Raw genomic sequence first — 25302 nt, forward strand, 5'->3', positions numbered from 1 at the left:
CGAATAAGAACCAAACAGTATTGTTATTGGTGTGTTAAGTATACTGCTTTATTTTAAGCGTATTGCTCGACCGTCATTGCCCAATTTTTCTTTTGCTGTTCGAAGTTCATCTTGATTTGCTGATAACGGACCTTAAGCACTGAATGTTCGTACTTTTTCACAACGTCTTCGCGCTTGCTTTCTAGTAGCTGCTTTTTGACTTCGTAATATTCATTCATATTGGATACAAGAGAGTCAAATTCTGCCTGCAGTTTCTCCGCGATTTGAATGTTATCCGCACGGTGCATAATCTTCTGCTGCGTGCGTTTTAATAGCATTGCCGCTTCGGCTTTTTCAATGCGTGCTTGTGGTGTTTTCTTAAGTTTACTCGCCAGCCCCATCAACGAAGCACTCTTAATCAGCCATTTCGTTGGATCATATTGCCACCAGTAAATTCCGTTACGGTAGTCGTTCTCAAAGATATGGTGGAAGTTGTGGTAGCCTTCGCCAAAAGTAAGTACGGCAAGCACACCATTATCGCGTGCTGTGTTCTTGTCGGTAAAAGGTTGGCTGCCCCAGATGTGCGCAAGAGAGTTAATGAAGAATGTGGTGTGGTGGTTAAGTACCAAACGAACCGCACCTACGATTAACAGCATGCCAATCACATCGCCATAGATCAGGCCCAATGCGATAGGCACACCAAAGTTCATGATGAGCGCAAGAAGAATGTAGTGTTTGTGCTGCCACATTACGATCTTGTCTTTCTTCAAGTCGCGACAGTTCTCGTGATCTTTATAGATAGACGTGTTGTAGTTGCGAATCATCCAGCCTATATGTGAGTACCAAAAGCCACGCTTTGCAGAGTATGGATCTTTGTCGTTGTTATCGACATGCTTGTGATGAACACGGTGGTCTGAAGACCAATGAAGAGCACTGTTTTGTAAGGCAAAGGCACCGCCCAAAGCAAATAGGAATCTGAGGCTCGAATGCGCTTCAAAGGCTTTGTGTGACCATAAGCGGTGGTAGCCAGTCGTGATTGAAAGGTTACAGAAGCTAAAACAGATCGCTAGCCATACCCAATGTTCCATTCCATAGCCAAAAAAGTAGCCGTAAACGGGAGCCGCAACAACAGCAAGCAGCATACTAAACGAGAATACAAAGATATTGAGCCAAATTAACGGCGGCTTTTTTGTTGATGGTTTGTCGGCACTATTCATTAGCAATTTTCCATTGAGCTTACATCTGTGCGCTAGAATATCAGCGTACACGTGTAAGTCAATATTGAAAGTGTAAACGTGTATTAGTATGTTTTACTTAAATATTGTATAAAGGTAGTGTAAAATGTAGTAGCAAGTCATAAATGGAAGTACTAAGGGCTAATAAATGGAAATTAAGGTAGCTGAATATAAAGATTATGAGCGGATTGCCCAATTACACGCGGATAGCTGGAAGCTATATTACCGTGGCATTCTTGCTGATGATTACCTAGAACATGAGGTTTTGGAGGACAGGTCTGTTATTTGGCAGACACGTTTGATTAATCCTCCTTTTAATCAACATGTTCTATTACTCGAGGAAGGCGGTTTACTGGTTGGTTTTGTCTGCGCATTTGGCAATCATAACTTTGAACGCGGGACGTTCATCGATGCATTGCATGTAGACAGTAACTACCGAGGCCGTGGCTTAGGCAAGCGTTTGTTGTCTGAACTGTCTCAACGATTACAACAATACTATTCTGATTCAGGGCTTTACCTAGAGGTGATGTCTGAAAATCATCAAGCTATTGCATTTTATGAAGCGATTGGTGGAAAACAAGAATTGGAGCAGGTGTGGAACGCGCCATGCGGAAGTCAAGTTAACGAGAAAGTGATCTCTTGGGCTTCTCCCGTTGACCTCGAGCAGAGAACCAAAAGCGCTGCGTTTTCGTAATTGTCACGCTCTGACGCTTTGTTCGTCATGATGCAATTTTGCGACTGAGAATACAATTAATGCCCCAAGCACGCAGATGTTTGGGGCTTTTTCGTTTCGCTTGCAATAGAAAAGGGCGTCGGTAAGAAGTTAATTAGACCAAGATGTACGGTTTCGGCCGTTTTTCTTTGAAATATAGAGTGCTTGATCGGCGTCATCGATGAGTTGCTCTACCGAGCCTAGTGCTTGAGGTGAATGTTTAACGCCAATTGAAATTGTGACTTCTAAACGCAGGCGAGAGGGACACTCTAGCAGCGAATCTACGAGTGATTGAATTGAATCTTCAGTCCCGTTTTGTACCAAAATCAGAAACTCTTCTCCTCCATATCGAAAACAGTTACTGCCCAGTGGTAGTTTTTTCTGAATTTCGATGGCCAACTCTTTAATGACCAGATCGCCCATCTGGTGCCCGTAGGTATCATTAATGGTTTTGAAATGGTCAATGTCGATCATAATCGATGTGATGGATAAGTCGCGATCAATGCTCGGTTCGATCACTTGGTGTAAGTAGAGTCGATTATAGCAGCCGGTGAGCGCGTCTTTATAGGAAAGCGCTTCAAACATATTCGACTGTTTACGTAATTGTATCGCTTGTTTTCGAAGTTGTTCCGATTGTGCGAAGCGTTTGTGAACTTCTAAGTCACGTCTAATACAGGCCGCTGAAATCAAAATATAAGCGGACACATAAATAGAAATGGTTTCGACTTCATTCGCAGGTTCTGCAGCATACAGCAAAGGAGATAATCCGATTAGGTAGGTGGCAAAAATAAATGAAAGTGTTGTGATGCTGTATTTGGCCGATAATCTAGAAAACGTACCTATGTAGATCATCACGAGGACGATACCACCTTGGTAATCGAAATTCCCTAGGTCAATCGCGAGCCGCCCAACGTAGACTAGAAACAGCGAGCTAATGACAAGAAAGGTGCTTTCAACGAACTCTAAAACGTTAGGCCTGTGCTTGATGCAATACCGAGCAACAACCATCATCATCAAGAACAGTACGATGCGAAAGGCAATTGGTGTAATACACTCTGTACCGAAGTGAATATAGTCCGTGACAATAAAAGCACAGAATATTGAGATCGGGATGTAGATGAAATTTATGTACGGCAGATAAATTTCATTGTCGAAATAGGTTTTAAATCGTTGATTTTTGAACCCGATGTAAGAGCGCATTGAGAAACTAGCCGAAATTGATACACAATAATTTGCGTAGTATGTCACAGTCTTGATGATTGTAAACGAGCATTTCTATAGATTTGTCAGTATGTTAGCTAGATCAACAAAGGAGGGGCACGATATTCACGTACTACATGAAATAGAACGTGAATATGTTTAGAGGGATATATGAGAGTGATTAATCGCTATTAACGCTTGTTCTTCAAGTAACGCTTACGACGCTCTTCTTTTTTCTTAGCTTGTTGCTCGGCTTTTAGTGCTGCGGCTTCTTCAACTTCGATCAGCTCTTTTGTGATCATTTCTGGTAGTTCTAGAGTTACCTTACCCAAAGTGCCGTTACGAAGCTCGTGAAGTAAGATTTCAGAACACTTATGAAGGTCGATATGACCGCCAGCACGAAGTGCTCCACGCTTACGACCGATCGCTTCCATCAACTCGATGTCAGACTCTGGCAGCTCTTCAATTTGGTAACGCTCTTGCAGTAGGTGAGGGTACTGCTTCGCAAGATACTCAACGGTGTAGAATGCTACTTCATCGTACTCCATCGCTGTATCTTTTACTGCGCCTGTAGCCGCTAGGCGGAAACCACTGTGCGGGTTTTCTACTTTAGGCCAAAGAATTCCTGGGGTATCAGAAAGGATCACGCCATTTTGTAGGTTTATACGCTGTTGACGACGAGTTACCGCAGGTTGGTTACCTGTCACTGCGATTGTGCGTCCTGCTAGGCAGTTGATGATGGTTGATTTACCCACATTAGGGATACCCATGATCATAGTACGAATATTCTTACCAATCTCTTCACGGTGTGGTGCAAGCTTACGAACCAGTTCCATGATGTGATTTACTTCTTCTTTAACGCTGGTGGTAATTGCAATAGCCTTTACACCTTGCTCTTTTTCGAAATGCTCGATCCAACGTTCAGTTAACTCTGGGTCGGCAAGGTCACGTTTGTTCAGCACTTTTACACAAGGCTTATCGCCGCGCAGTGAGGAGATCATAGGGTTTTCACTACTGAACGGGATACGCGCATCCAGTACTTCGATGATCACATCAACCTGTGGGATAACTTCTTCGATTTCTTTGCGGGCTTTATGCATGTGACCCGGAAACCATTGAATAGACATAGAGATAAACCTTGATAAATATAGTTGCTGCACATTGTAAGGGTTCAATAGGGCGTGTAAAGCCATATCTATCCTGACGTTTAATGAGCTATGCGAATTTGCTTGAAGTATAGGCGACTTGGCGATGTTTACTCAGCTTGTGATTAACTTAATGCAGTGAAAGCTATCATTTCTGTGAAGAATAAAATGCCGCGATATCTCTTAAATCCTGGTCATTAAGTTTGCTTAGTTGTGCTTGCATCATTTCTGCGTAATCACCTTTTCTACTTCCTTTTTGATACGCTTTCATCGTATTGAAGAGGTAGGTGGGGTCTTGACCAGTAATTTTAGGGTAAGCATTGTCCGTGTTGTCACCAGTAATTGAATGACAAAAAATGCAGCTAGGTGATTTCAGCTTACCAAGTTCTGAGTCCCCGAAACCGTTGGCGTGTAATGAGAAAGAGAGAGTAGCAGTTAAGAAGATTATGGATTTACTAAACACGTATATACTCCTGTGAAAACAAAAGTATAAAGCTTCCCCTTAGGGGAAGCTCAAGTATTAATAGCAATAGATTGCGAACTTTGGAGAGAGTTACAGCGCTTTTTCCAATTCCGTTAGGAAACGAGAAATATCCTCTGCGCTAATGTCGCGGTGAGTAACAAAACGTACAGGGTTACCAGGTGTCATTGTAATACCTTGTTCGCTAAGCTCACCTGCGATACGGTTGATGTCCACTGACTCGTCTAGCTTAGCAAATACGATATTCGTTTGAACGAAATCCGGGTTAACCGAGAAGCCTTCCAATTTACTCAAGCCAATAGCTAGGTTTTTCGCGTTCTCGTGGTCAGCTTTGAGCTGAGTAACGTTCTCAGTCAGCGCCATTTTTCCTGCTGCAGCAAGAATACCCGCTTGGCGCATACCACCACCGACCATTTTACGTAGTCGACGTGCTTTAGCGATGTACTCTTTACTACCAAGTAGCAGAGAGCCAATCGGAGCACCCAAACCTTTTGATAAACAAATCGTCATCGAATCGAAGTGTTGTGCGATCTCTTTGATGTGCACGTCTAGTGCCACTGCTGCGTTATATACTCGTGCGCCATCTAGGTGCATTTGCAAACCGTGTTGGTTTACGAAATCACGAGCTTCCGCTAGGTAAGACATTGGCAGTACTTTGCCGTTAATCGTGTTTTCTAAGCTTAGGAGTTTAGTGCGAGCGAAGTGGCTGTCGTCTGGCTTAATAGCAGCGGCAAGCTTTTTGAAATCAAGAGTGCCGTCTGGGTTGTTCTCGATTGGTTGAGGTTGAATCGAACCCAGTACCGCAGCGCCGCCTGCTTCGTATTTGTAGTTATGTGCTTGCTGGCCACAAAGGTATTCGTGACCACGCTCACAGTGCGCCATTAAGCCCAGTAGGTTGGCTTGTGTACCCGAAGAAGTGAACATTGCTGCTTCAAAACCTGTCTCGTTGGCAGCCCACTGCTCAAGTTCGTTTACTGTTGGGTCGTCACCATATACATCATCACCGACTTCTGCGTTTGCCATTACACTGCGCATTGCTTGTGAGGGTTTAGTTACGGTATCAGAACGAAAGTCCATGTTTCTCTCCTAGAGTATTATAGGTAGCCGCAGAGTTGGGCTTTACTTAAACAAGCGATAGTTTTTGTATCGGTGATTTGATCGTGTCGTATTTTGTCGTGCAGTTCTTCTAAGCACAGCTCGATCACTTCTATGACTTCATCTTCGTCACATTCAAAGCGGGTAGTGAGGCTAAGGTCTTTTGCGACGAATAGATGCTGTATCTCATCGCAGAAGCCAGCTAAAGGCGTAACTTGCCCCAAGCTTTGAAAAGACGTTGCGCTATAACCGGTTTCTTCTTCTAGCTCGCGTTGAGCACACTCGAGTGGTGTCTCGTCAACTTCCATCGTGCCTGCAGGCAGTTCTAAAAGCCACTTTTTAAGGGAAGGACGAAACTGGTTAATCAGGATGATTTTTCCAGATGAGGTGATAGGAAGAATAACGGCCGCACCAGGGTGATTGATTGTTGTATGTTTTACCACGACGTTCGTAGGGAGCGTCACGTTCTCTTCTATGAGAGATATACTTTTCCATTGATGGATAACTTTATTCATGCAGTCTGGCCACATTCCTTGCCAATTTTTCGTATTCGAAAGACGTGCTTCACCATAACGCCTATGGTGTCGAAAATAAAAGAAAATTTAGACATAGTTTTGAATTAAATTTCACACCATCCGTGACTCTACTCTCAAATTTGCAATCTATGATTACATTGAAATTACTGACGTAACCATCTGATATAAATGCAACTCAATAATAAAATACACTTGTAACAAAGTGCTAACAAATGTATAAAAACAAATCTACACTCTTTATTGTTCAAAGATTTTCGGAGTAATGCATGACCCCTTCTATTTCTTCACATGCTGACAAGGCGCTACTCTCTGAAAGAATTAACAAATTAGCGCATGCTCTCTCTGATGGTGTCTACGAAAGAGAGGATACCATTAAGCTCTGTTTACTGGCTGCTTTGGCTGGTGAAAGTGTTTTCCTACTAGGCCCTCCAGGCATTGCAAAAAGTCTTATCGCTAAACGCCTAATCCAAGCTTTCGATAACAGCAGCTATTTCGAATATTTGATGACACGCTTCTCAACGCCTGAAGAAGTGTTCGGCCCTCTAAGTATCCAAGAACTGAAAGACAACGGTCGCTACGTAAGGCTGACGGAAGGCTACCTTCCAACCGCTCAAGTCGTCTTTCTTGATGAAATCTGGAAAGCTGGTCCGGCAATCCTTAATACACTCCTTACTGTTGTGAATGAAAAAACGTTCAAGAACGGTAGTGATATTGAACGCGTACCAATGCGCTTATTGGTCTCTGCGTCGAATGAACTTCCAGATGAAGATAGTGGTCTAGAAGCGCTTTATGACCGAATGCTTGTTCGCGTGTTTGTAAACCGCATTCAGAACAAACAAAACTTCAAGTCGATGCTGACTGCAGGCACTTCTCAAGAAGCTGAGATCCCGAAGGGGTTGGCGATCACGGATATTGAATATCATCAGTGGCAAAAAGAACTCGACAAGCTTGAACTGACAGATAACGCATTCAATAAGCTGTATGAGTTAAAAACCATGCTAGAAGAAACGGTTAAGCAGCAGGGTTCAACTTCTGAATCCGATCTGTATGTTTCAGACAGACGTTGGAAGAAAGCTGTGAAACTGCTGAAGGCGAGTGCATTCTTCAGTGGTCGTGATAGCGTAAACCCGCTTGATATTCTTTTACTGCAAGATTGTTTGTGGCACAGCCCAGAATCACGAGATGTGGTTCGTAGTGTGGTTAAAGACTTTGCGTTGAATCGAGCTTTTGATCAACAAGAGTCCAAAGCTCAAATCGAAATGTCACGTGAAGAGCTTGAAGATATCCAAGACGAAGTTGAATCAACACTTTCTGTTTCCCTCTCAATGGAGACAACCAGCGGCCTTCTACGTAAAGACGTTTACCACAGCGATATTAAAAACGCGAAGACTTACAGCGTCGGTAGTGCTTACAATTTAGTTAAGTTAGTTCTGCTGCAAAGCAACATGTCAGTTTCAGAATCAGAGAAAGGCGATAGTCGTTGGGTTTACGTAGCGAAAGATGATTTCGATCGTGTGCTTAAAGAAGGGCACGGAGATATTTACGGTTATGTAAACGAAAACAAGAATCTGTGTCGCTTGAAGTTGGATCTTGATGCATCGAACCAGCTAGTGATTAAAGACATCGCGAACCGCTCGGTATTAGTCAGTGTTGTGACCACTGATGGTTTAGACCAAGAGCTTTACAACAAATGGTTGAGTGGCGCTGAGCGAGCACTTGAGCAGCTAAACGAAGCTGAATTCAAGCTGAAACGAGTACGTACCGATTTCCACGATGCGCTACCTCACAACTATATTGACCCAGAGCTACCAAAAGCGATGGAGTCAAGTTTACAAGCGGTAACACAAGAGCTTGAGACCGCGAAAGTGAAGAGCAGCAAGATTGCTCAGCGTCTTAAATTTATGAGTCAGTACTTCGAGTAGAGGGGACAAGTATGTTAGGAGCAGACGGTTTAAACCTTGCTTTAATGGTTGCTGACTCAGGCATCATTGATACGGCGATGAATGATCTCATCGCCCGTTCTCAAGTGATGATGGCTGCTGAGAATAAAGGGGTAAAAACGTCGGTGAAAAACCACCTAGTGAAATGGCGCGGTAAAGTAAAAAAACGCGTTACGAAGGTGTGTGAGACCGACCGATTCCAAGAAGAAATCGCGCTTTATCAAGAAGTGATTCACTGGGATGAACCCCAGTTTTTTGATGAGATCGATAATGTCATCAAAAAATTGGAGTGGCACTCAGCGTTTTATCTGCAAGCTAGACGCCTGATGGAAAACAACAAGGGCGTTTATAATGCGATGTTCCCACACTACTTCTGCGATCAGTGGTACCAATCGCTGTCAGATGCTATCAAGCAAGCCCAAGTGACAGAACTTGAAACCAGTAAAGAGAAAGTGTTAGCGGATCTCTACCAACGTATGGAAACCATGAAAAACATGGATAAAGTGACGGAATCTGGTGATGAGGGCAGTGTTGGGCGTTTGTGGGATATGGCTTCTGCTAAGTTAAGTAAAACGGACTTAACCGTAATGAAGCGTCACGCCGAGTTTTTAAATAAACACAAAGGTCTACAAGAGATCGCTGAGAAACTGGGTCGTATGGCGGGCATGGAAGACGATCCTTCGTTACATAAAGCCCCTGTAGAAGAGCTGCAGATGGTTGAAGAGAAAAGCGATGAAGCCGTAGACGATATCGTCGGGATTCATGAAAGCGATGATCTTAACAAGATGCTGCCAAACGAAACCATGTTCTTGGCTTACCCAGAGCTTGAAGTTATCTTCTACAAACACTTGGCAGACAAACGCTTACTAAGTTACCGCTCCAAAGGTAAGTCTCGTACGTTACGTAAAGTTAAGGCGCAAAAGCCAGACAGTAAACACGTTGATATTGAAAAGGGGCCGTTTATTGTTTGTGTAGATGCCTCTGGTTCCATGAGTGGCTTTCCTGAGCAATCTGCTAAAGCAATGGCCTATGCACTAATGCAAATTGCTCTTGCGGAAGAACGAGATTGTTACGTGATCCTTTTCTCTTCGGAACAGATTACTTACGAGCTAACAAGACAAGATGGCTTACGTGAAGCGAGTGACTTCTTGAGCTATTCATTTCACGGAGGTACAGATTTGGAACCTGTATTGATGAAATCGATCGATTTGATGACAGGCGACAAATACAAGAATGCCGATTTAATCGTACTGTCTGATTTTATTGCCCCTAAGCAGTCTGACGAGATGATCGCTCAGGTTGAAAAGTTGAAGGAACATAAGAACCGTTTCCACGCAGTAAGCCTTTCTAAGTACGGTAACCCTCAATTGATGACCATGTTTGATCATTGTTGGGCATATCACCCGAGCTTGGTTGGTCGCTTCATGAAGAAGTGGTAGACCGCGAGTCACGAACTTAAACCAATTTGCTGTGTTTTTTTTAGCTGAAAAGATCGAACATGCAGCAATTTGATTTAAATGTCAGCAAACAGAATTTAAATTCACTTTTTTGTTTGACTATCTCTCCTTAATCCGTAAAGTAGGCACCCGAACACAGCGGAGTGACTTACTTAGTCCCTAAAGTGTTGAAATAAAAAGGCGCCTTGGCAGAGTGGCTATGCAGCGGATTGCAAATCCGTGGACCTCGGTTCGACTCCGGGAGGCGCCTCCATTATCTCTCTGATCTCTAGAGCAGAATAATGAAAATGCGACACTAGCTCAGCTGGTAGAGCGCAACCTTGCCAAGGTTGAGGTCACGAGTTCGAACCTCGTGTGTCGCTCCAAATTTTGTAATGTTGATTCATTTCGACGTTAAGATGGTGTTTTACTTTTCAGTAATCGGCATCGCAATGAAGAATTGCGTGCCCTGGTGGTGGAATTGGTAGACACAAGGGATTTAAAATCCCTCGACGTTCGCGTTGTGCCGGTTCAAGTCCGGCCCGGGGCACCATCTATTTGATTGTTACCTTGTTTGGTGATGCTCAACAGAGTTGTTCTCTTAAAACACTATTGAAGGCGCCTTGGCAGAGTGGCTATGCAGCGGATTGCAAATCCGTGGACCTCGGTTCGACTCCGGGAGGCGCCTCCATCATTCAGAAAAAACCAGTCTTAGTGGCTGGTTTTTTCGTATCTGGCGTCTTATTTTTTTATCTGCTTATCTGCTTATCTGCTTATCTGCTTATCTGCTTATCTGCTTATCTGCTCTGTTTAAGCACTCTGCTTTTACTTTTCCTTTGTTTTCTACAACTCGCTTTTGTTTGGGGCTAAATAATCTTTATCGTTGATAAACCAGTAAATAAATCAAAGTCACAATTAAACATAATGCTCAATTTGTTTCATGGTTTTTTGGGATAACCCTAATAAAAACATGAGTATGGGTGATAGGATTTCTCTTTATATTTCTTTAATTGTTCTATAAGAGGTTCTTAATATGCAATTTAGTCTAAAGAGGAAAATGGTTTTCTCTGTAGTTTTGGCGATTGCTTTTACATCCGCAATTCTTCTTTTTATGGGTTATAAGACGTTTCAAAGTAACAGCTGGCAGGCTATAGAGAGTGAAAGTCGTAATACGCTGAACGCCCATGCAAAAGGGATCAGTGATTGGTTTTACGACAAGAAACAAGCCGTACATGGTCTTCAACAACAAGTTCAACTTAACCCTTCATTAGATATTGTCCCGCACTTACGTCAAACCCTTGTATCTGGTGGCTTTGGATTGAGTTATTACGGCAATAAAGACGGGGAGATGTTCCGTCATGATCCTTCTCTCAATAAAGCAGGGTACGACCCAAGAGTTCGTGGTTGGTATAAAGAGACGTTAGCGCAAAATAAAGCCGTCACAACCAAGCCGTATGTAAGCGTTACGATGCAGGCGCTCGTGGTTACACTGACCGACCCGGTCACCGAGAACGGATCCATTATTGGTGTTGTTGCTTCGAACCTCGCCTTGGACAAGCTGATTAAAGACGTATTAGCTATCCAGGTTCCAGGAAATGGTCGAGCGATCCTTATCGACAAACAAGGTACGGTGGTCGCTCACCAAAACGAAGACTTTATTCTTAAACAGGTGAATGACATCGCTCCGGAGTTGAGTGTTGCTGGTTTAAACAGTGCAGCGCAGAATCTAACGACGATCTTTACCCAAGTTGATGGTCACGAACGAGTGATCATGGCGGAGCCAATCAGTGGTACAGATTGGTTGCTTGTGATTGAGATGGATAAAGATGTCTTGGAACAACCTCTGTTCGACATGTTGGTCAGTCAGATCACTACAGGCTTGATTGTATTGATTGTGATGGCTGCAGCGACGTCTTGGTTTGTTGCTCGCCAGTTGATGGAGCTAGGACGAGTGAGCGAAGCTCTCGCAGATATCGCAGAGGGTGAAGGTGACTTAACGCAACGCCTTCAAGTATCCAGCAAAGATGAAGTTGGTCAGTTGGCCGATAAGTTCAATGTGTTTGTCGATCGACTGCATGGAATGATGACCAACGTTACTCAAGTATCCACAGCAATGAACAATGGTGCTGAGCATGCCAATGAGAGTGCCCTTAAGCGCAGTGATAGCGTCAGCCGACAGCAAGATGAAATTACGATGGTAGCTACTGCGGTAACTGAAATGGCGACTGCGACGGCTGAGATCGCTTCTAACGCAGACAATACAGCGAAAAGCGCCAGTCATTCGGTTGAATTAAGCGAGCAAGGCTTCCAGCAGATGGCAAAAAGCCAATCATCAATCAATGAGCTTGCTACTGAACTGACGAGTGCTGTATCTATTATCAGCGAGCTAGAAGAGCATGGGCAACAAATTGCGTCTATCTTAGCGACGATACGTGAGATCGCTGAACAAACTAACCTACTGGCACTAAATGCTGCGATTGAAGCGGCGAGGGCTGGTGAACAAGGTCGTGGCTTTGCCGTTGTAGCGGATGAGGTTCGAGTATTGTCACAGCGTACTCATGCTTCAACGGAAGAAATTGAAGATAAGATCAAGCGCTTGCAACAGGCGACAAATAGCGCGGTTAAAGTGATGACTCAAAGCCACGACATGGCAGAGACAAGTGTGCATGATGTTGATATGGCGGGAGAAAGCTTGGCTCAAATCCGTGAAGCGATTCAAGTGATCAGTGATATGGCGACTCAAATTGCTTCTGCTGCGGAAGAGCAGTCACTGGTTACTGCTGAAATTAATGCTAATACTGAATCTGTTCGTGAAGTGAGTGACGTTATGGCACTTGATGCGACGGATGCTGTGTCTCAGGCGGATCAGCTCAGCAATTTAGCAAGTGATTTGAAACAAGAGTTGTCTCGATTCAAGCTTTAACAATCAAAGCGCAATACAGATAGATTAGTAAATACCAGAGCACAGACTGCTAGCAGTTTGTGCTCTTTCTTTGCGGTGCAAATACGAGTTTCAATGCTGATCAAAGAAGTCTTTATTACGTATGTATTTACTCATCAAGTGGTAAGAGAAAGGCCTAATCAACCAGCTAAAAATAGAACGTCCAAGGCGAATAAACGTTGGGGTGTTCTCATAGATTCTGCCGTTGTAGAGCCAAAGTACCTTTCCTACATGCCAATAAAGTAAAGGTACGGGCGGCATGAAGGTCACAATGTCGATGTCACAACAGATACGATAGGTTTTTTTGCGAAGGCGATAACGCTTCTTAAAGCTCCAATCACCAATTGCTGGTTGTCCAAAGGTCACGATTCGCTTAATGCAGCCAGGGTATTTCTTGTCAAAATAATCCGCAAAGACACAACCAATGGCGCCGCCGGAGGAGTGCCCAGTAATCGCAATCCTTTTCCCTTGTTCCAATAACGGTATAAGAACCGATTCTAATCGCTCAATCACGCTTAAACCTAACTTGTCTTCGTTGCGGCTCGGCTGGCTCTCTTGAAACATCAGGTGATAAAACCCCGCGTGAACACGATAGTTGAGTCCAATCCTTTTGCAGCTTCTCGTCCAAAGAGCAAAGTTAAGCAGCCAGTCTGATACACTGTGTGACCCTTTAATAACCACAACCACTTCATCTTTGTCGCTACTCCAAAGCACCCGAATCATCGTCTTACCAAACTGGTTCTTTATGACGCGCTGTCCATTTGGATCGAAACCATAGCGAGTTTGCTTAAAAACTCTAGGGTAGGCGAGGTTACAAAGAACGGCATAGCGCTCGTACTGGTATCGTTTTAGTGGTTTCACAGCTTTAAACTTTAATAAGAGTTACTTAAAACTCTAGTCGTTGAATGTGAAAAGCACATGAAAACGCGAATTGAATGCTTTAATAAGACGAAAGAGTAGGAGATAGCTATAGTTCGAACTGCTCATTCAGAGTTGAACACACCATTGAACTTTATAGGTAAGTATAAGAACCATACAAGCTGGGCTAAATTTATTCTTTGGAGAGCGATAATTAATCACTTGAATTAAAAGATAAAATTTATTGTTGACGAATTTTTTCCATCCGTTAAAGTACACCTCGTTCTCACGGCTTAGGTCGCTGAGCAATGGTGTTCTATTTCAGTAATAGGCATGCATAATTGCGTTGCCCTGGTGGTGGAATTGGTAGACACAAGGGATTTAAAATCCCTCGGCGTTCGCGCTGTGCCGGTTCAAGTCCGGCCCGGGGCACCATCTATCTTGCTCCTACTTTTGAGTAGAGTGATGAACCAAGAGTTGTTCTCTTAAATCACTATTAAAGGCGCCTTGGCAGAGTGGCTATGCAGCGGATTGCAAATCCGTGGACCTCGGTTCGACTCCGGGAGGCGCCTCCATTCTCTCTTTCATTTTAGAAAGCAGATGAATGAAAATGCGATACTAGCTCAGTTGGTAGAGCGCAACCTTGCCAAGGTTGAGGTCATCGGTTCGAACCCGATGTATCGCTCCAAATTTTGTAATGTTGATTCGTATCGACATTAAGATGGTGTTTTACTTTTCAGTAATCGGCATCGCAATAAAGAATTGCGTGCCCTGGTGGTGGAATTGGTAGACACAAGGGATTTAAAATCCCTCGACGTTCGCGTTGTGCCGGTTCAAGTCCGGCCCGGGGCACCATCTATTTGGTTGTTACTTCTCTAGGTAGCATTCAAAAGAGTTGTTCTCTCGAAACACTATTGAAGGCGCCTTGGCAGAGTGGCTATGCAGCGGATTGCAAATCCGTGGACCTCGGTTCGACTCCGGGAGGCGCCTCCACATTCAAAGTCGAAAGGCCAGCAGATATGCTGGCCTTTTTGCTATCTGAAATTCCATTTCTTCACGCTTTCCTAATTTCTAACGCCGTCCATTCATTGAATTTCACTTCCGGCTAGATGACTCTATGCTGATCGCTCTGTTTTACGGATTTCTACGTTATCAAGGCACTTTATTACACAGGTTTAATAAGTTGAACCAAACGTATTTCTGAGAAAGTCGTATGAAGAAAACTGTTTTTAGCTAAGTAAGACAGCCCAAGTTAATCGAGTGTGCAATTTGTAAATGGAATCGATGGGTAGGGGGGCGGGGCGGTTGTGTTTCTGTGCTCCAGTTCTTCACATTTATACACAGTTGCTCATGAACCTGTAACGCTTTCATGAGTTATTACACTTCTTATGACTACAAATGAAAATGATTGTCATTTACTTGCATTGTTGCTAGTCTATTGTGAAATATTACAACAAGCATGCTTGTGTGTGAAATTGCCTATAAAACGCCTCTAAACCTTATCAAATCTATGGTTATTCGTTTGCTATGGCTTAAAGTTAGCCACTTCTACCTCTTTTGTCCTACCCCTTTTGGGTAGTTCGATTTCGTAATTGATTTACATCATATTTTCATTTTCTTTCATAATTCATTATTCGCTCAGTTAAGAAATATATAACCTTCAGGAATTCTTATGAGCAAGATGAAGTTAGTCGTAATCGGTAACGGGATGGTCGGTCATCGCTATATCGAAGATTTAGTCGAGAAGACAGATGTTGCTAACATGGACATTACGGTGTTCTGTGAAGAGCCTCGCGTAGCCTATGATCGTGTACACCTTTCTTCTTATTTTTCACACCATACTGCGGACGAACTTTCTTTAGTCAAAGAAGGCTTCTACGAGAAACACGGTATCAATATGCTGATCGGCGAACGTGCTATTAACGTTAACCGTGAAAAGAAAACAGTTTACTCAAGCACTGGTCGTGAAATTCAATACGACAAACTTATCCTTGCTACAGGTTCATACCCATTCGTTCCACCAATCAAAGGTAACGAAGGTAAAGACTGTTTTGTTTACCGCACCATCGAAGATCTAAAAGCTATCGAAGCGACGGCTAAGAACTCTAAATCTGGCGTTGTTGTTGGTGGTGGCCTACTTGGCCTTGAAGCGGCAGGCGCACTTAAAGCACTTGGCGTAACCACACACGTTGTTGAGTTTGCTCCTAAGCTAATGGCTGAGCAACTTGACCAAGCGGGTGGTAACCAACTTCGTCAAAAAATCGAACGCATGGGCGTTAACGTACATACAAGTAAGAACACGCTTGAGATTGCTCCTGAAGGCACTGAAGCTCGTAACGTAATGCGCTTTGCAGACGGTACTGAGCTAGAAACTGATTTCATCGTATTCTCTGCCGGTATTCGCCCTCAAGACAAACTTGCTCGTCAAATGGGGCTGGGTATTGCGCCTCGTGGCGGTATTGAGATTAACGACCACTGTCAAACGACAGACAAAGACATCTACGCAATCGGTGAGTGTGCCTCTTGGAACCAAACGTTCTACGGCCTAGTAGCTCCTGGTTACAAAATGGCGACAGTCGCAGTTGACCACATTGTTGGCAACGAAAGCACATTTGAAGGTGCTGACATGTCTGCGAAGCTTAAGCTTCTAGGCGTGAAAGTAGGTTCTATCGGTGATGCAAACGGTCGTACTCCTGGCTGTAAGAGCTACGTTTACCAAAACGAAGAGCAAGAAGTTTACAAGCGTCTAATCGTTTCTGAAGACAACAAGAAGCTGCTTGGTGCAGTAATGGTTGGTGACACGTCTGACTACGGTGATCTTCTACAGCTTATGCTGAATGAAATCGACCTTCCAGAACACCCAGATGCGTTGATTCTTCCTGCACACGCTGGGGCTGAAAAGCCAACACTTGGCGCAGACTCGCTTCCTGAATCTGCAGTTATCTGTTCTTGTTTTGATGTAACCAAAGGCAAGATCGCTCAAGCGGTTGCTGAAGGTCACCACACCATCGGTGATATCAAAGCAGTAACGGGCGCGGGTACTGGCTGTGGTGGTTGTATTCCACTAGTGACTTCAGTACTTAATGCTGAACTTGCTAAAGCAGGGGTAGAAGTTAAGAACGATGTGTGTGAGCACTTTGCTTACTCTCGCCAAGAGCTTTTCCACCTAATTCGCATCGAAGAAATCAAAACGTTCGATGAGCTACTAGAGAAATACGGTAAAGGCTACGGCTGTGGAGTATGTAAGCCTCTAGCAGGTTCTATCCTTGCTTCTTGCTGGGGTGAACACATTCTTAAGCCTGAGCTAGTGAAGTTGCACGATACCAACGATAACTTCTTAGGTAACATGCAAAAAGACGGTACTTACTCTGTTATCCCTCGTATGGCGGGTGGTGAAGTAACGCCTCAAGCGCTAAGCGTTCTGGCTGATGTTGCGGCTGAATATAACCTTTACACTAAGATCACTGGTGCACAACGTATCGGCCTGTTCGGTGCTCAAAAAGATGACTTACCAGCAATCTGGAAAAAGTTAATCGCCGCAGGTTACGAAACGGGTCAAGCTTACGCAAAAGCACTTCGTATGGCTAAGACATGTGTTGGTTCTACTTGGTGTCGTTACGGCGTTCAAGATTCAGTTGGTCTTGGCGTGATGATCGAGAATCGTTACAAAGGCATCCGTACGCCTCATAAGATGAAGTTTGGTGTGTCTGGTTGTACTCGTGAGTGTGCTGAAGCTCAAGGTAAAGACTTAGGTATCATCGCGACTGATGCAGGTTGGAATATGTACGTGTGTGGTAACGGTGGTATGAAGCCTCGTCACGCAGACCTGCTAGCAAGCGACCTAGACCAAGAAACGCTGATCAAATACATCGACCGTTTCATGATGTTCTACATCCGCACGGCTGCTCCGCTACAACGTACTTCGGTATGGATGGACAACCTAGAAGGTGGTGTTGATTACCTACGTGAAGTGATTGTAGACAACAAGCTTGGTATCAATGACCAACTTGAAACTGACATTGCTGGCCTAGTAGATAACTTTGCTTGTGAGTGGACAGATACAATCAACGACGAAGCTCAACTTAAACGCTTTGCACACTTCATCAATGCTGATGACCGTGATGAAAACGTTGTGTTTGTTGATGATGGCCGTGAACAACACCGTCCAGCTACATTCACTGAGAAACACCCTGAAGCCATTACTTCGAAGCATCAGGGCGACATCATTCACGTAGAATCTGTTTAAGGGGAGACGACATCATGGCATTTACCAAAGTTTGTAAGATCGAAGACATTATCCCAGGTACAGGTGTTTGTGCGTTGGTTGGTGGTGAGCAAGTGGCTGTCTTCCGCCCAACTAAGGCTGAAGAAGTATTCGCGATTAGCAACACAGACCCTTACTTCCAGTCTAACGTGTTATCACGTGGCCTGATTGTTGAGCACAAAGAAGAGCTTTGGGTGGCAAGCCCACTTAAGAAACAACGCTTCAACCTGACAACCGGTGCGTGCATGGAAGACGAGAATTTCAACGTGAAAGCGTACAAAGCTCGTGTTACCAAAGGTGCTGTAGAAATCTCTGCTTAATCTTTGGATGAGTAAGATTTGATAGTTCAAGGGTTCTAGTTCTCGATATTGCCTTAACTCGGCAACTAGAGCCTTTTCCTATCCAATTTTAACTTTTAATTTTACTTTTTTAAGGACAACATTATGTCTCCTGATTACAAACCAGCTGAATTCGTTCAAACGATGATTGATGTGGGTGAAGCGAAAACTAAAACAAGTACTCGCGATCTTCTGATTCGAAGCACTATGGCTGGTATCATTCTTTCTCTAGCGGTTGTTGTTGCTATTACAGCAATGGTACAAACAGGCATTGGTCTTGTTGGCGCACTAGTGTTCCCGGTTGGTTTCGTAATTCTAAGTGTTATGGGTTACGACCTAGTAACTGGCGTTTTCGGCCTTGCTCCTTTAGCTAAATTCGACAACCGCCCAGGCATCACTTGGGGCCGTATCCTACGTTGTTGGGGTATTGTTGGTCTTGGTAACCTTATCGGTTCTTTGATTGTTGCTTTCTTAGTTGCTGTTTCATTAACGGGTAACTTCTCTCTAGAGCCAAACGCTGTTGCTCAAAAATTCATTGCTGTCTCTACAGGCCGTAGCCTAGGTTTTGAAAACATGGGTATGGACGGATGGATTACGTGTTTCGTTCGCGGCATCTTCTGTAACCTAATGGTATGTCTAGGTGTGATTGGTAACATGACAGCGCGTACTGTGTCTGGCCGTGTAGCAATGATGTGGTTCCCAATCTTCATCTTCTTCGCACTAGTATTTGAGCACACAGTAGTAAACATGTTCCTATTCCCACTGGGTATGATTCTTGGCGCTGACTTCGGTATTGCGACATGGTTGAACTTCAACCTTATCCCAACAATCCTAGGTAACATCGTTGGTGGTCTACTAATGACGTGTGTTCCTCTATACCTAACTCACGCTAAAACAGCTCCTTCTCTAGGCGCTAAGTAATTCTGAATACGGTGAAACGTAATTTAGTATGAGATTGAAAGCCCCAACGAAATGTTTGGGGCTTTTTTAGTTCAAATGCCTTAAGCACCACCAAGGTGTTGATTCTTATTGAGTAATACCAATCACAGTAAGTAAGTGATCAGAAATAGCGCAGGAAAAAGGCTTGAGAACGAGACAGAATTTTTCGATAAGTAGTTATCCTACAATCAAAAATTCTAACGAAGTTATCGAGCGTTTTAACCAGCTAGGATGAACAGTTATTTACTACGATTGGTATCTAATACCTGCAATAGATCGTTTTGTTATAATTACTTCTATCTTCGTTAGTATTTAAACTGAATATTTATATCAACACCTGATAATCTAAGGGTTAAGGATTTGGATAAGTCATCATGAATACAGTGACTTATCACATAGATTGAAGCTTGAGATAAAACAAGCAAACCTTCGGAGCACAGCATGTCAGAAGTATCGTCATCGAATGTTAAAGAAGTAAACAAAGGATTTGTTTCATTGGTAGGTGCAGGTCCTGGCGACCCAGACTTACTTACACTAAAAGCAGCACGAGTGATTCAACAAGCAGACGTGTTGGTATATGACCGCTTGGTATCAAAAGATATCTTAGCGATGGCTAACCCAGAAGCAGAAATGCTGTATGTGGGTAAAAAGCTTGATCATCACTGCGTACCGCAAGATCAGATCAACCAATTATTGGTCACCAAAGCGCAGGAGGATAAGCATGTAGTACGCCTAAAAGGTGGTGACTCGTTTATCTTTGGTCGCGGTGGTGAAGAGTGTGAAACTCTGGCTGAGAATGCTGTGAGATTTGAAGTCATTCCTGGTATTACAGCAGCCGCTGGTGCTACGGCTTATGCGGGGATACCACTGACTCACCGTGACCACGCGCAAAGCGTCCAGTTTATTACCGGTCACTTAAAGAAAGATGGCGAAGATATCGATTGGCAATCTCTTGCTCAACACAATCACACGATCGTGTTTTACATGGGTTTAAAAGAGAGTCCGAATATTCAGAAAAACTTGCTTGATAATGGTATGCGAGCAGACATGCCTGTAGCGATTATCGAAAACGGTACGCGCCAAGAACAGAAGGTGTATCGTGGTGGATTGAGTGACTTAGCTAACCTTGCGGCTGTCGCTAAAAGCCCGGCTTTGATCGTTGTTGGCAGCGTGGCTCAGCTTCATGAAAAACTCGATTGGTTTAACAAGTAATCAAGTCACGCTTTATCGATTTGTATAGAGTTAAATACTGCAGCGGCTACTTTGTCGCTGCATTTCTTGTTGGCGCATGGGCATTTCGTCGATGATACTGGTGATTTTCTGCCAGTCCGTCTTACCATTCCATCTGTGCTTCTCTTTTCCGTCTTTACCAATTAATACCGCGGTGTGTGACCCTTTAGGGATCTCATAAACGCTGGTTACTGCCTCCAAGTTAAACTCTTCTTCTAACCAAGTGGGTACGGTGTAGCCACTCTCTGCTATCACAATAATAACCACATCACGTTCATCCAATTGGCAGTTGTTTATCAAGACTTCGTTGAGAAACTCTTTGACGACAGTATCTTCTTCAGGCGCAAAATAAATGACGCTGCGATGTGGTAGTGGCTTTGAGTGAGAATACGCAGGATAGGCAAGGACCGAATGAATGGTGAGGCTAAAAATCAATACAGTACTAACAGTCACTAGCTTGAGCATAGTTAACAAACTACTTGAGGGGCCGAGAGCGACTTTTACTATGTTGCCGATGCTTCCGTGCGATTTATGTTGTTGTCGTTGTAGCATAGCCAACCTCCCTTCAGTAGCTTGTTAGCTTTACTTGTATCTCTAATTGCTAGCCCTTGTGAGATGGTCATCAAGGACAAAGACGAGCGTCCAACCTGGCAGACACCTATTAAGCATAGTTAGGATTACATTAAACATGCTTAGATTTACGTTAACTATAACCAACAGGTTCATTTTTATTGGATAAAGCGACTCGCATTTTAGGGTTGAATAGAATAGGGTATACCGAAAATCTAAAGGTATGAATTTATGGAAAACATAGCAATTCTGGTCGACGTTCAAAACGTTTACTACACGACGCGAGACAAATACCGTTCTAACTTTGACTATAACCAGTTTTGGTATGTTGCTACGGAAGGTCGTCATGTTGTTGCAGCTCATGCGTACGCCATTTCTAGTCAAGATCCCAAGCAGCGTCAGTTCCACCATATTCTTCGCGGTGTGGGTTTTGATGTGAAATTGAAGCCATTTATTCAGCGTCGTGATGGCAGTGCAAAAGGAGACTGGGATGTGGGTATTGCCCTAGATGCCATTGAACTAGCAGAGAACGTTGATACGATCGTTCTAGTTTCTGGAGACGGGGACTTTGAGATTCTTGTGGAAAGAATTAAACAGCGCTTTGGCAAAAAAGTGGAAGTGTATGGTGTACCTGGGCTTACTGCTCAAAACCTTATCGATTCTGCCTCAAAATTTGTACCGATTGAAAAAGATTTCCTTCTATAACGGGAAACGCGCACTTTATAATTGAAATCAATAATAACGATAATTAGAATGCAAACTATTATTGTTTATTGGTTTGTATGATGTCGCGCGTTTTAGTTGTTGATGATGATATTCAGTTGTGTGAATTATTGGGTGAAGTTTTAGAAAATGAGGGGTATCACGTTGATACCGTTCACTGTGGCGAGGCTGCGCTAGAGTTTATCCAATCCAACCCTGTTGATTTAGTGTTACTTGATGTGATGCTGCCAAACCTTAGCGGAATTCAAGTTGCAAGACGCATTTGCCAGCGTTTTGCTACACCTATCTTGATGTTAACGGCACTCAATGACGATGCATCGATGCTCGATGGTTATCAAGCGGGTGCCGATCAATACATCGCCAAACCTTTCAATGTTCCTGAGCTACTGACTCGTATTAAGGTTATCTTACGTCGAGTTGGATTTGAGCGTCAGAGGCAGTCTCTAGCTTCATCTAACCACGGTTTGTGTGAACAGATCTCCCGTTTACCCCTCACGGGCACAGAAAAAGATCTGCTTGATTATTTGATCAAGAACGACGGCATTGTTGTTTCCAAGTCAGATCTGCAAATACATGTGTTAAAGAAAGAGTTGTGTCCCTTTGATCGCAATCTAGATATGCACATCAGCAATATCCGCCGAAAATTGGTGCAGGCGGGTCTGTCGAAACAGCACATTAAAACCGTTCGTGGTAAAGGCTACAGTTACCTAGAGTCGGTTGGAGCATGAGTTCCACACTAATACGTTGCCCGGATTTCATCGCTAAGCGTAAAGACGGGTTAACCTTTCAGCTGTTCAGCTATCTGACAGTGATTCTTGTGAGTATTTTGATTTTACAAGGTGTGGCGGAAAGAGCGTTGATGAAGGCGCTCCTTAAGGTGCCAGAATCCGTCAAAGAAGAGATGCTCGACCTTGCTTATCAAGCCAATGTGTTGATCGAGGAAGGTGACATGGATGAACTCGCTGATTGGGGTAACGCCCAACGGTATTATTTGTTCGTTATTGACGAGAATAACCGCCCAATTACACACCGACACATGCATCCACACTTCGAATTTAAATTGAAGTTTCTGCGTACCTTAGATCACCAACTGAGTGACCGTGTGAGTAAGCCTATTTTTGGTTTGCCATTGGATAACGGGAGTACGTTGGTTATTCAACTTCCTCACCAGTTTCACCCTGCAAAATCCTTTGCGCCGTATTCCTACATGTTGAAAGCCGTGATCGCTTTAGTCGTATTGTCGCTGTTCTCGATCATTATGGCTAAAAGTCTGCAACAACCCCTCGACCGTTTAAGAGAGGCCAGCAGAAGATTAGCAGAAGGCGACTTCACGGTGAGTGTTGTCTCTGAATTAGATTCAACGACACGTGAATTTAACGAACTTGCCCATGATTTTGATCACATGACATTTGAGATTAAATCTTTAGCCGAAAAGCAGCGCCGCTTGATACGAGATGTCTCTCACGAGCTCAGAACACCTTTAGCAAGGCAAAACCTCGCTCTGCATTTGTTGCGTAACAAGGTAGATGACAAGAGTGCTGGGCTGCTCGATCGTATGGAAAGTGAAACCGAAGAGATGAATAAGCTAGTGGGCGAGATCCTCGAGTTTAGCCGCTTAGAAACCTCTCGTTACGATTTCAAGCTTAGCTTGATGCAGTTAGAACAATATTGCTCAATGCTTATTGCGCAAATGCAAAACGATTTGAAACCTAACCAAACCTTAGTTGGAGATTTAGAAACACCAACGTCTATGGTCAATATAGATGAACGGTTGCTTTTGAGAGTGATAGGGAATTTGGTTGGCAATGCAATTAAGTATGCAGGTGAGCATGCTCATATTTCGGTAACGACGTATGAAATGACTATTGATCAACGTTACAGTGTCATTTCTGTAGAAGATGATGGAGAAGGCATCCCTGATAACAAAATTGCAGGTATCTTTGACCCGTTTACTCGTATTGAATCAGCAAGAGACAAACGGTCTGGTGGTTACGGTCTGGGCCTTGCCATCGTGAAAGAGGCAATGGTTGTGATGAATGGTCATGTGACTGCGGAGAATAGAGAAAGTGGGGGACTCAGAGTGAATCTTATGTTCCCAATTAGTGAGTCCGCTAATTAATCTTACCGCTCTGGTTATATTCCTCGGATGGTACTTCTTTAAATCCATAAAAAACGCCACAGCAAATGCTGTGGCGTTTTTTGTGTTTATAGCTAAAGCGTAGCCATTAATTACACTTTAGCTTGAAGCAAGGCTGTTAGATTACGCTTCTTGGCGTGATAGCTTAACTTCTTCTTCTTTCTCACCTGCTGCAGGGTCGTTGAAGCGAGACTCATCAAGAGCGCCTTCAGACTTAGCAACGATGATAGATACGGCACTATCACCTGTGATGTTTACAGCGGTACGGATCATGTCTAGAAGACGGTCAACACCCATGATTAGAGCGATACCTTCAAGCGGTAGACCGACTTGGTTCAATACCATCGCTAGCATCACTAGACCAACACCAGGAACACCTGCAGTACCTACAGACGCCAGCGTCGCTGTTAGGATAACCATCAGGTAATCACCCATAGTAAGGTCGATGTTGTAGGCTTGTGCGATAAACGCAGTCGCAACACCTTGCATGATTGCAGTACCGTCCATGTTCACTGTCGCACCTAGTGGTACAGTGAATGAAGCGACTTTGTTGTCTACACCCATACGGTTCTTAGCCGTTTCCATTGTTACAGGAATCGTTGCATTCGAAGATGCTGTTGAGAATGCAAACATAATTGCATCTTCCATCTTGCGTAGGAACGTAATAGGGCTAAGGCCAGTGAAGCCTTTAAGCATCGCGCTGTAAGTCACCAAACCGTGTAGTAGAAGAGTACCTGCAAGTACTAAGAAGTATTCTGCTAGGTTCCAAATTGCACCTAAGCCTAAACCAGAGAACAGTTTCGCCATCAAGAAGAACACGCCGTAAGGAGCAAGGTTCATCAGCAAAGCAACAAGCTTCATGATAACTTCGTTTAGGTCTGCAAATACAGCAGCAATGCGCTCACCTGGTTTACCAGCAGCACTAATCGCGATACCGAATAACACAGCAAACACGATTACTTGTAGTGTCTTGCCCTCAGCCATCGCCTGAATAGGGTTGGTTGGGAACATGTCGATGATTACTTGGCCAAGAGAAGGGGCATCCGCTGATTTAAAAGAGCTCGCAGCAGTCAGATCCGCACCAGCACCAGGTTGGAACAGGTTACCGATCGTCAATGCTAGAGTGATAGCAACGGCTGTAGTACCGATATAAAGTGCAAGCGTTTTGCCACCCATACGGCCAAGAGTTGATAAGTCTTTAAGGGAACTTGTACCACACACTAGCGAAACGAAGACTAGAGGGACAACAAGCATTTTTAAACTGGCGACAAAAATTTGTCCGCCTACTTCAAAGAGTCCGTTAACGATGTAGTTGTTAACAAATCCACTTTCTGCAAAAAGGGATTGAATGGCAAATCCCGTTAATATACCTACGACCATACCAAGAATTACACGGCCAGTCAGAGACATAGGTTTTTTGGTATTCATTTAGAACACTCCTTATTATTTATAACTTTGATACCTTTTCAAAGTGAGCAGGAGATTAGCAGTCGGATAATCAAATCGAAAAACAAAAAATGAGTTTGGAATTATAGATGTGATC

20 protein-coding genes and 9 tRNA genes are annotated in these 25302 nt (G+C 43.7%); 20 read left to right on the forward strand and 9 right to left on the reverse strand.

Going from position 1 to position 25302, the window contains the following annotated elements; genetic code table 11:
* Positions 1 to 53: 53 nt before the first annotated feature.
* The gene (locus tag OH460_RS02390; protein ID WP_105058245.1) at positions 54 to 1196 is read right to left on the reverse strand and encodes an acyl-CoA desaturase; all 1143 of its coding nucleotides are present in this window, start codon (positions 1194 to 1196) and stop codon (positions 54 to 56) included.
* Between the two features lie 166 nt (positions 1197 to 1362).
* Between OH460_RS02390 and OH460_RS02395 the strand changes: the two genes are divergently transcribed.
* Complete coding sequence (locus tag OH460_RS02395; protein ID WP_061030872.1) at positions 1363 to 1908, forward strand: GNAT family N-acetyltransferase; 546 nt, start codon at positions 1363 to 1365, stop codon at positions 1906 to 1908.
* Positions 1909 to 2037: 129 nt separating this feature from the next.
* On the opposite strand, the gene OH460_RS02400 is transcribed toward OH460_RS02395, so the two are convergent.
* From OH460_RS02400 to OH460_RS02420, 5 genes are all read right to left on the reverse strand, one after another.
* Positions 2038 to 3063 carry a GGDEF domain-containing protein gene (locus OH460_RS02400; RefSeq protein ID WP_269995334.1) on the reverse strand — a complete coding sequence of 342 codons (1026 nt, stop codon included), beginning with the start codon at positions 3061 to 3063 and terminating at the stop codon, positions 2038 to 2040.
* 254 nt (positions 3064 to 3317) lie between these two features.
* Complete coding sequence (gene ylqF / locus OH460_RS02405) at positions 3318 to 4253, reverse strand: ribosome biogenesis GTPase YlqF (RefSeq protein WP_004740137.1); 936 nt, start codon at positions 4251 to 4253, stop codon at positions 3318 to 3320.
* A 166-nt stretch (positions 4254 to 4419) separates the two neighbouring features.
* Positions 4420 to 4734: a c-type cytochrome gene (locus OH460_RS02410; RefSeq protein ID WP_269994752.1), complete on the reverse strand. Its 315-nt coding sequence runs from the start codon at positions 4732 to 4734 to the stop codon at positions 4420 to 4422.
* Between the two features lie 90 nt (positions 4735 to 4824).
* A complete protein-coding gene (gene ltaE / locus OH460_RS02415; RefSeq protein ID WP_269994754.1) occupies positions 4825 to 5829 on the reverse strand; it encodes a low-specificity L-threonine aldolase in 1005 nt (334 codons plus the stop codon).
* Positions 5830 to 5846: 17 nt separating this feature from the next.
* Positions 5847 to 6362: an NUDIX hydrolase gene (locus OH460_RS02420; protein ID WP_269994756.1), complete on the reverse strand. Its 516-nt coding sequence runs from the start codon at positions 6360 to 6362 to the stop codon at positions 5847 to 5849.
* 287 nt (positions 6363 to 6649) lie between these two features.
* Here OH460_RS02420 and OH460_RS02425 point away from each other — a divergent pair, with 287 nt between their 5' ends.
* The 7 genes from OH460_RS02425 to OH460_RS02455 all read left to right on the forward strand — a co-directional run bounded on the left by OH460_RS02425 (position 6650) and on the right by OH460_RS02455 (position 12682).
* Positions 6650 to 8305, forward strand: coding sequence for an ATPase RavA domain-containing protein (locus tag OH460_RS02425; protein WP_061030876.1), 1656 nt, complete (start codon positions 6650 to 6652; stop codon positions 8303 to 8305).
* Between the two features lie 11 nt (positions 8306 to 8316).
* Positions 8317 to 9762, forward strand: a complete 1446-nt coding sequence (viaA, locus tag OH460_RS02430) for an ATPase RavA stimulator ViaA (protein ID WP_008216424.1) — start codon at positions 8317 to 8319, stop codon at positions 9760 to 9762.
* A gap of 197 nt (positions 9763 to 9959) precedes the next feature.
* A tRNA-Cys gene (locus OH460_RS02435) sits at positions 9960 to 10033 on the forward strand.
* A 36-nt stretch (positions 10034 to 10069) separates the two neighbouring features.
* Positions 10070 to 10145: transfer RNA gene (locus tag OH460_RS02440), tRNA-Gly, on the forward strand.
* A gap of 80 nt (positions 10146 to 10225) precedes the next feature.
* Positions 10226 to 10312, forward strand: a tRNA-Leu gene (locus tag OH460_RS02445).
* A 64-nt stretch (positions 10313 to 10376) separates the two neighbouring features.
* A tRNA-Cys gene (locus OH460_RS02450) sits at positions 10377 to 10450 on the forward strand.
* Between the two features lie 342 nt (positions 10451 to 10792).
* On the forward strand, positions 10793 to 12682 hold the full coding sequence (locus OH460_RS02455) for a methyl-accepting chemotaxis protein (protein ID WP_443088671.1): 1890 nt from the start codon (positions 10793 to 10795) through the stop codon (positions 12680 to 12682).
* Positions 12683 to 12772: 90 nt separating this feature from the next.
* Here the strand turns inward: OH460_RS02455 and OH460_RS02460 are convergent, their stop codons facing one another.
* Complete coding sequence (locus tag OH460_RS02460; RefSeq protein WP_269994760.1) at positions 12773 to 13561, reverse strand: lipase family protein; 789 nt, start codon at positions 13559 to 13561, stop codon at positions 12773 to 12775.
* Between the two features lie 345 nt (positions 13562 to 13906).
* Between OH460_RS02460 and OH460_RS02465 the strand changes: the two genes are divergently transcribed.
* The 9 genes from OH460_RS02465 to cobA all read left to right on the forward strand — a co-directional run bounded on the left by OH460_RS02465 (position 13907) and on the right by cobA (position 20311).
* A tRNA-Leu gene (locus OH460_RS02465) sits at positions 13907 to 13993 on the forward strand.
* A 66-nt stretch (positions 13994 to 14059) separates the two neighbouring features.
* Positions 14060 to 14133 (forward strand) — tRNA-Cys (locus tag OH460_RS02470).
* Between the two features lie 37 nt (positions 14134 to 14170).
* Positions 14171 to 14246: transfer RNA gene (locus OH460_RS02475), tRNA-Gly, on the forward strand.
* Positions 14247 to 14326: 80 nt separating this feature from the next.
* Positions 14327 to 14413, forward strand: a tRNA-Leu gene (locus OH460_RS02480).
* A gap of 64 nt (positions 14414 to 14477) precedes the next feature.
* Positions 14478 to 14551 (forward strand) — tRNA-Cys (locus OH460_RS02485).
* A 679-nt stretch (positions 14552 to 15230) separates the two neighbouring features.
* Positions 15231 to 17804, forward strand: a complete 2574-nt coding sequence (nirB, locus tag OH460_RS02490) for a nitrite reductase large subunit NirB (protein WP_269994762.1) — start codon at positions 15231 to 15233, stop codon at positions 17802 to 17804.
* Positions 17805 to 17818: 14 nt separating this feature from the next.
* Positions 17819 to 18142, forward strand: coding sequence for a nitrite reductase small subunit NirD (gene nirD, locus OH460_RS02495; protein WP_017066844.1), 324 nt, complete (start codon positions 17819 to 17821; stop codon positions 18140 to 18142).
* Between the two features lie 123 nt (positions 18143 to 18265).
* Positions 18266 to 19081: a formate/nitrite transporter family protein gene (locus OH460_RS02500; protein WP_017062558.1), complete on the forward strand. Its 816-nt coding sequence runs from the start codon at positions 18266 to 18268 to the stop codon at positions 19079 to 19081.
* A 459-nt stretch (positions 19082 to 19540) separates the two neighbouring features.
* Positions 19541 to 20311 (forward strand): uroporphyrinogen-III C-methyltransferase, encoded by a 771-nt coding sequence (cobA, locus tag OH460_RS02505; RefSeq protein ID WP_269994769.1) that lies wholly within the window; start codon positions 19541 to 19543, stop codon positions 20309 to 20311.
* Positions 20312 to 20341: 30 nt separating this feature from the next.
* On the opposite strand, the gene OH460_RS02510 is transcribed toward cobA, so the two are convergent.
* The gene (locus OH460_RS02510; RefSeq protein ID WP_269994771.1) at positions 20342 to 20881 is read right to left on the reverse strand and encodes a DUF4174 domain-containing protein; all 540 of its coding nucleotides are present in this window, start codon (positions 20879 to 20881) and stop codon (positions 20342 to 20344) included.
* Between the two features lie 249 nt (positions 20882 to 21130).
* Here OH460_RS02510 and OH460_RS02515 point away from each other — a divergent pair, with 249 nt between their 5' ends.
* From OH460_RS02515 to OH460_RS02525, 3 genes are all read left to right on the forward strand, one after another.
* Complete coding sequence (locus OH460_RS02515; RefSeq protein ID WP_061030885.1) at positions 21131 to 21604, forward strand: LabA-like NYN domain-containing protein; 474 nt, start codon at positions 21131 to 21133, stop codon at positions 21602 to 21604.
* 80 nt (positions 21605 to 21684) lie between these two features.
* Positions 21685 to 22350 carry a response regulator transcription factor gene (locus OH460_RS02520; RefSeq protein ID WP_032498470.1) on the forward strand — a complete coding sequence of 222 codons (666 nt, stop codon included), beginning with the start codon at positions 21685 to 21687 and terminating at the stop codon, positions 22348 to 22350.
* Positions 22347 to 23741 (forward strand): sensor histidine kinase, encoded by a 1395-nt coding sequence (locus tag OH460_RS02525; RefSeq protein WP_269994777.1) that lies wholly within the window; start codon positions 22347 to 22349, stop codon positions 23739 to 23741. The genes OH460_RS02520 and OH460_RS02525 overlap by 4 nt, the downstream gene beginning before the upstream one ends.
* A gap of 141 nt (positions 23742 to 23882) precedes the next feature.
* Here the strand turns inward: OH460_RS02525 and OH460_RS02530 are convergent, their stop codons facing one another.
* A complete protein-coding gene (locus OH460_RS02530; protein WP_008219735.1) occupies positions 23883 to 25187 on the reverse strand; it encodes a dicarboxylate/amino acid:cation symporter in 1305 nt (434 codons plus the stop codon).
* Positions 25188 to 25302: the final 115 nt, after the last annotated feature.

This window comes from Vibrio sp. Makdt (genome assembly GCF_027587015.1).
Lineage (GTDB): Bacteria > Pseudomonadota > Gammaproteobacteria > Enterobacterales > Vibrionaceae > Vibrio > Vibrio chagasii_B.

Excerpts from the sequence above, each read along its gene's own strand:
- OH460_RS02520 (WP_032498470.1), top strand. The coding sequence starts at position 21,685 with ATGTCGCGCGTTTTAGTTGTTGATGATGATATTCAGTTGTGTGAATTA.
- OH460_RS02515 (WP_061030885.1), top strand. The coding sequence starts at position 21,131 with ATGGAAAACATAGCAATTCTGGTCGACGTTCAAAACGTTTACTACACG.
- cobA (WP_269994769.1), top strand. The coding sequence starts at position 19,541 with ATGTCAGAAGTATCGTCATCGAATGTTAAAGAAGTAAACAAAGGATTT.
- OH460_RS02530 (WP_008219735.1), bottom strand. The coding sequence starts at position 25,187 with ATGAATACCAAAAAACCTATGTCTCTGACTGGCCGTGTAATTCTTGGT.
- OH460_RS02455 (WP_443088671.1), top strand. The coding sequence starts at position 10,793 with ATGCAATTTAGTCTAAAGAGGAAAATGGTTTTCTCTGTAGTTTTGGCG.
- ylqF (WP_004740137.1), bottom strand. The coding sequence starts at position 4,253 with ATGTCTATTCAATGGTTTCCGGGTCACATGCATAAAGCCCGCAAAGAA.
- OH460_RS02425 (WP_061030876.1), top strand. The coding sequence starts at position 6,650 with ATGACCCCTTCTATTTCTTCACATGCTGACAAGGCGCTACTCTCTGAA.
- OH460_RS02390 (WP_105058245.1), bottom strand. The coding sequence starts at position 1,196 with ATGAATAGTGCCGACAAACCATCAACAAAAAAGCCGCCGTTAATTTGG.
- OH460_RS02510 (WP_269994771.1), bottom strand. The coding sequence starts at position 20,881 with ATGCTACAACGACAACAACATAAATCGCACGGAAGCATCGGCAACATA.
- OH460_RS02500 (WP_017062558.1), top strand. The coding sequence starts at position 18,266 with ATGTCTCCTGATTACAAACCAGCTGAATTCGTTCAAACGATGATTGAT.
- nirD (WP_017066844.1), top strand. The coding sequence starts at position 17,819 with ATGGCATTTACCAAAGTTTGTAAGATCGAAGACATTATCCCAGGTACA.
- viaA (WP_008216424.1), top strand. The coding sequence starts at position 8,317 with ATGTTAGGAGCAGACGGTTTAAACCTTGCTTTAATGGTTGCTGACTCA.
- OH460_RS02525 (WP_269994777.1), top strand. The coding sequence starts at position 22,347 with ATGAGTTCCACACTAATACGTTGCCCGGATTTCATCGCTAAGCGTAAA.
- OH460_RS02420 (WP_269994756.1), bottom strand. The coding sequence starts at position 6,362 with ATGAATAAAGTTATCCATCAATGGAAAAGTATATCTCTCATAGAAGAG.
- nirB (WP_269994762.1), top strand. The coding sequence starts at position 15,231 with ATGAGCAAGATGAAGTTAGTCGTAATCGGTAACGGGATGGTCGGTCAT.
- ltaE (WP_269994754.1), bottom strand. The coding sequence starts at position 5,829 with ATGGACTTTCGTTCTGATACCGTAACTAAACCCTCACAAGCAATGCGC.
- OH460_RS02395 (WP_061030872.1), top strand. The coding sequence starts at position 1,363 with ATGGAAATTAAGGTAGCTGAATATAAAGATTATGAGCGGATTGCCCAA.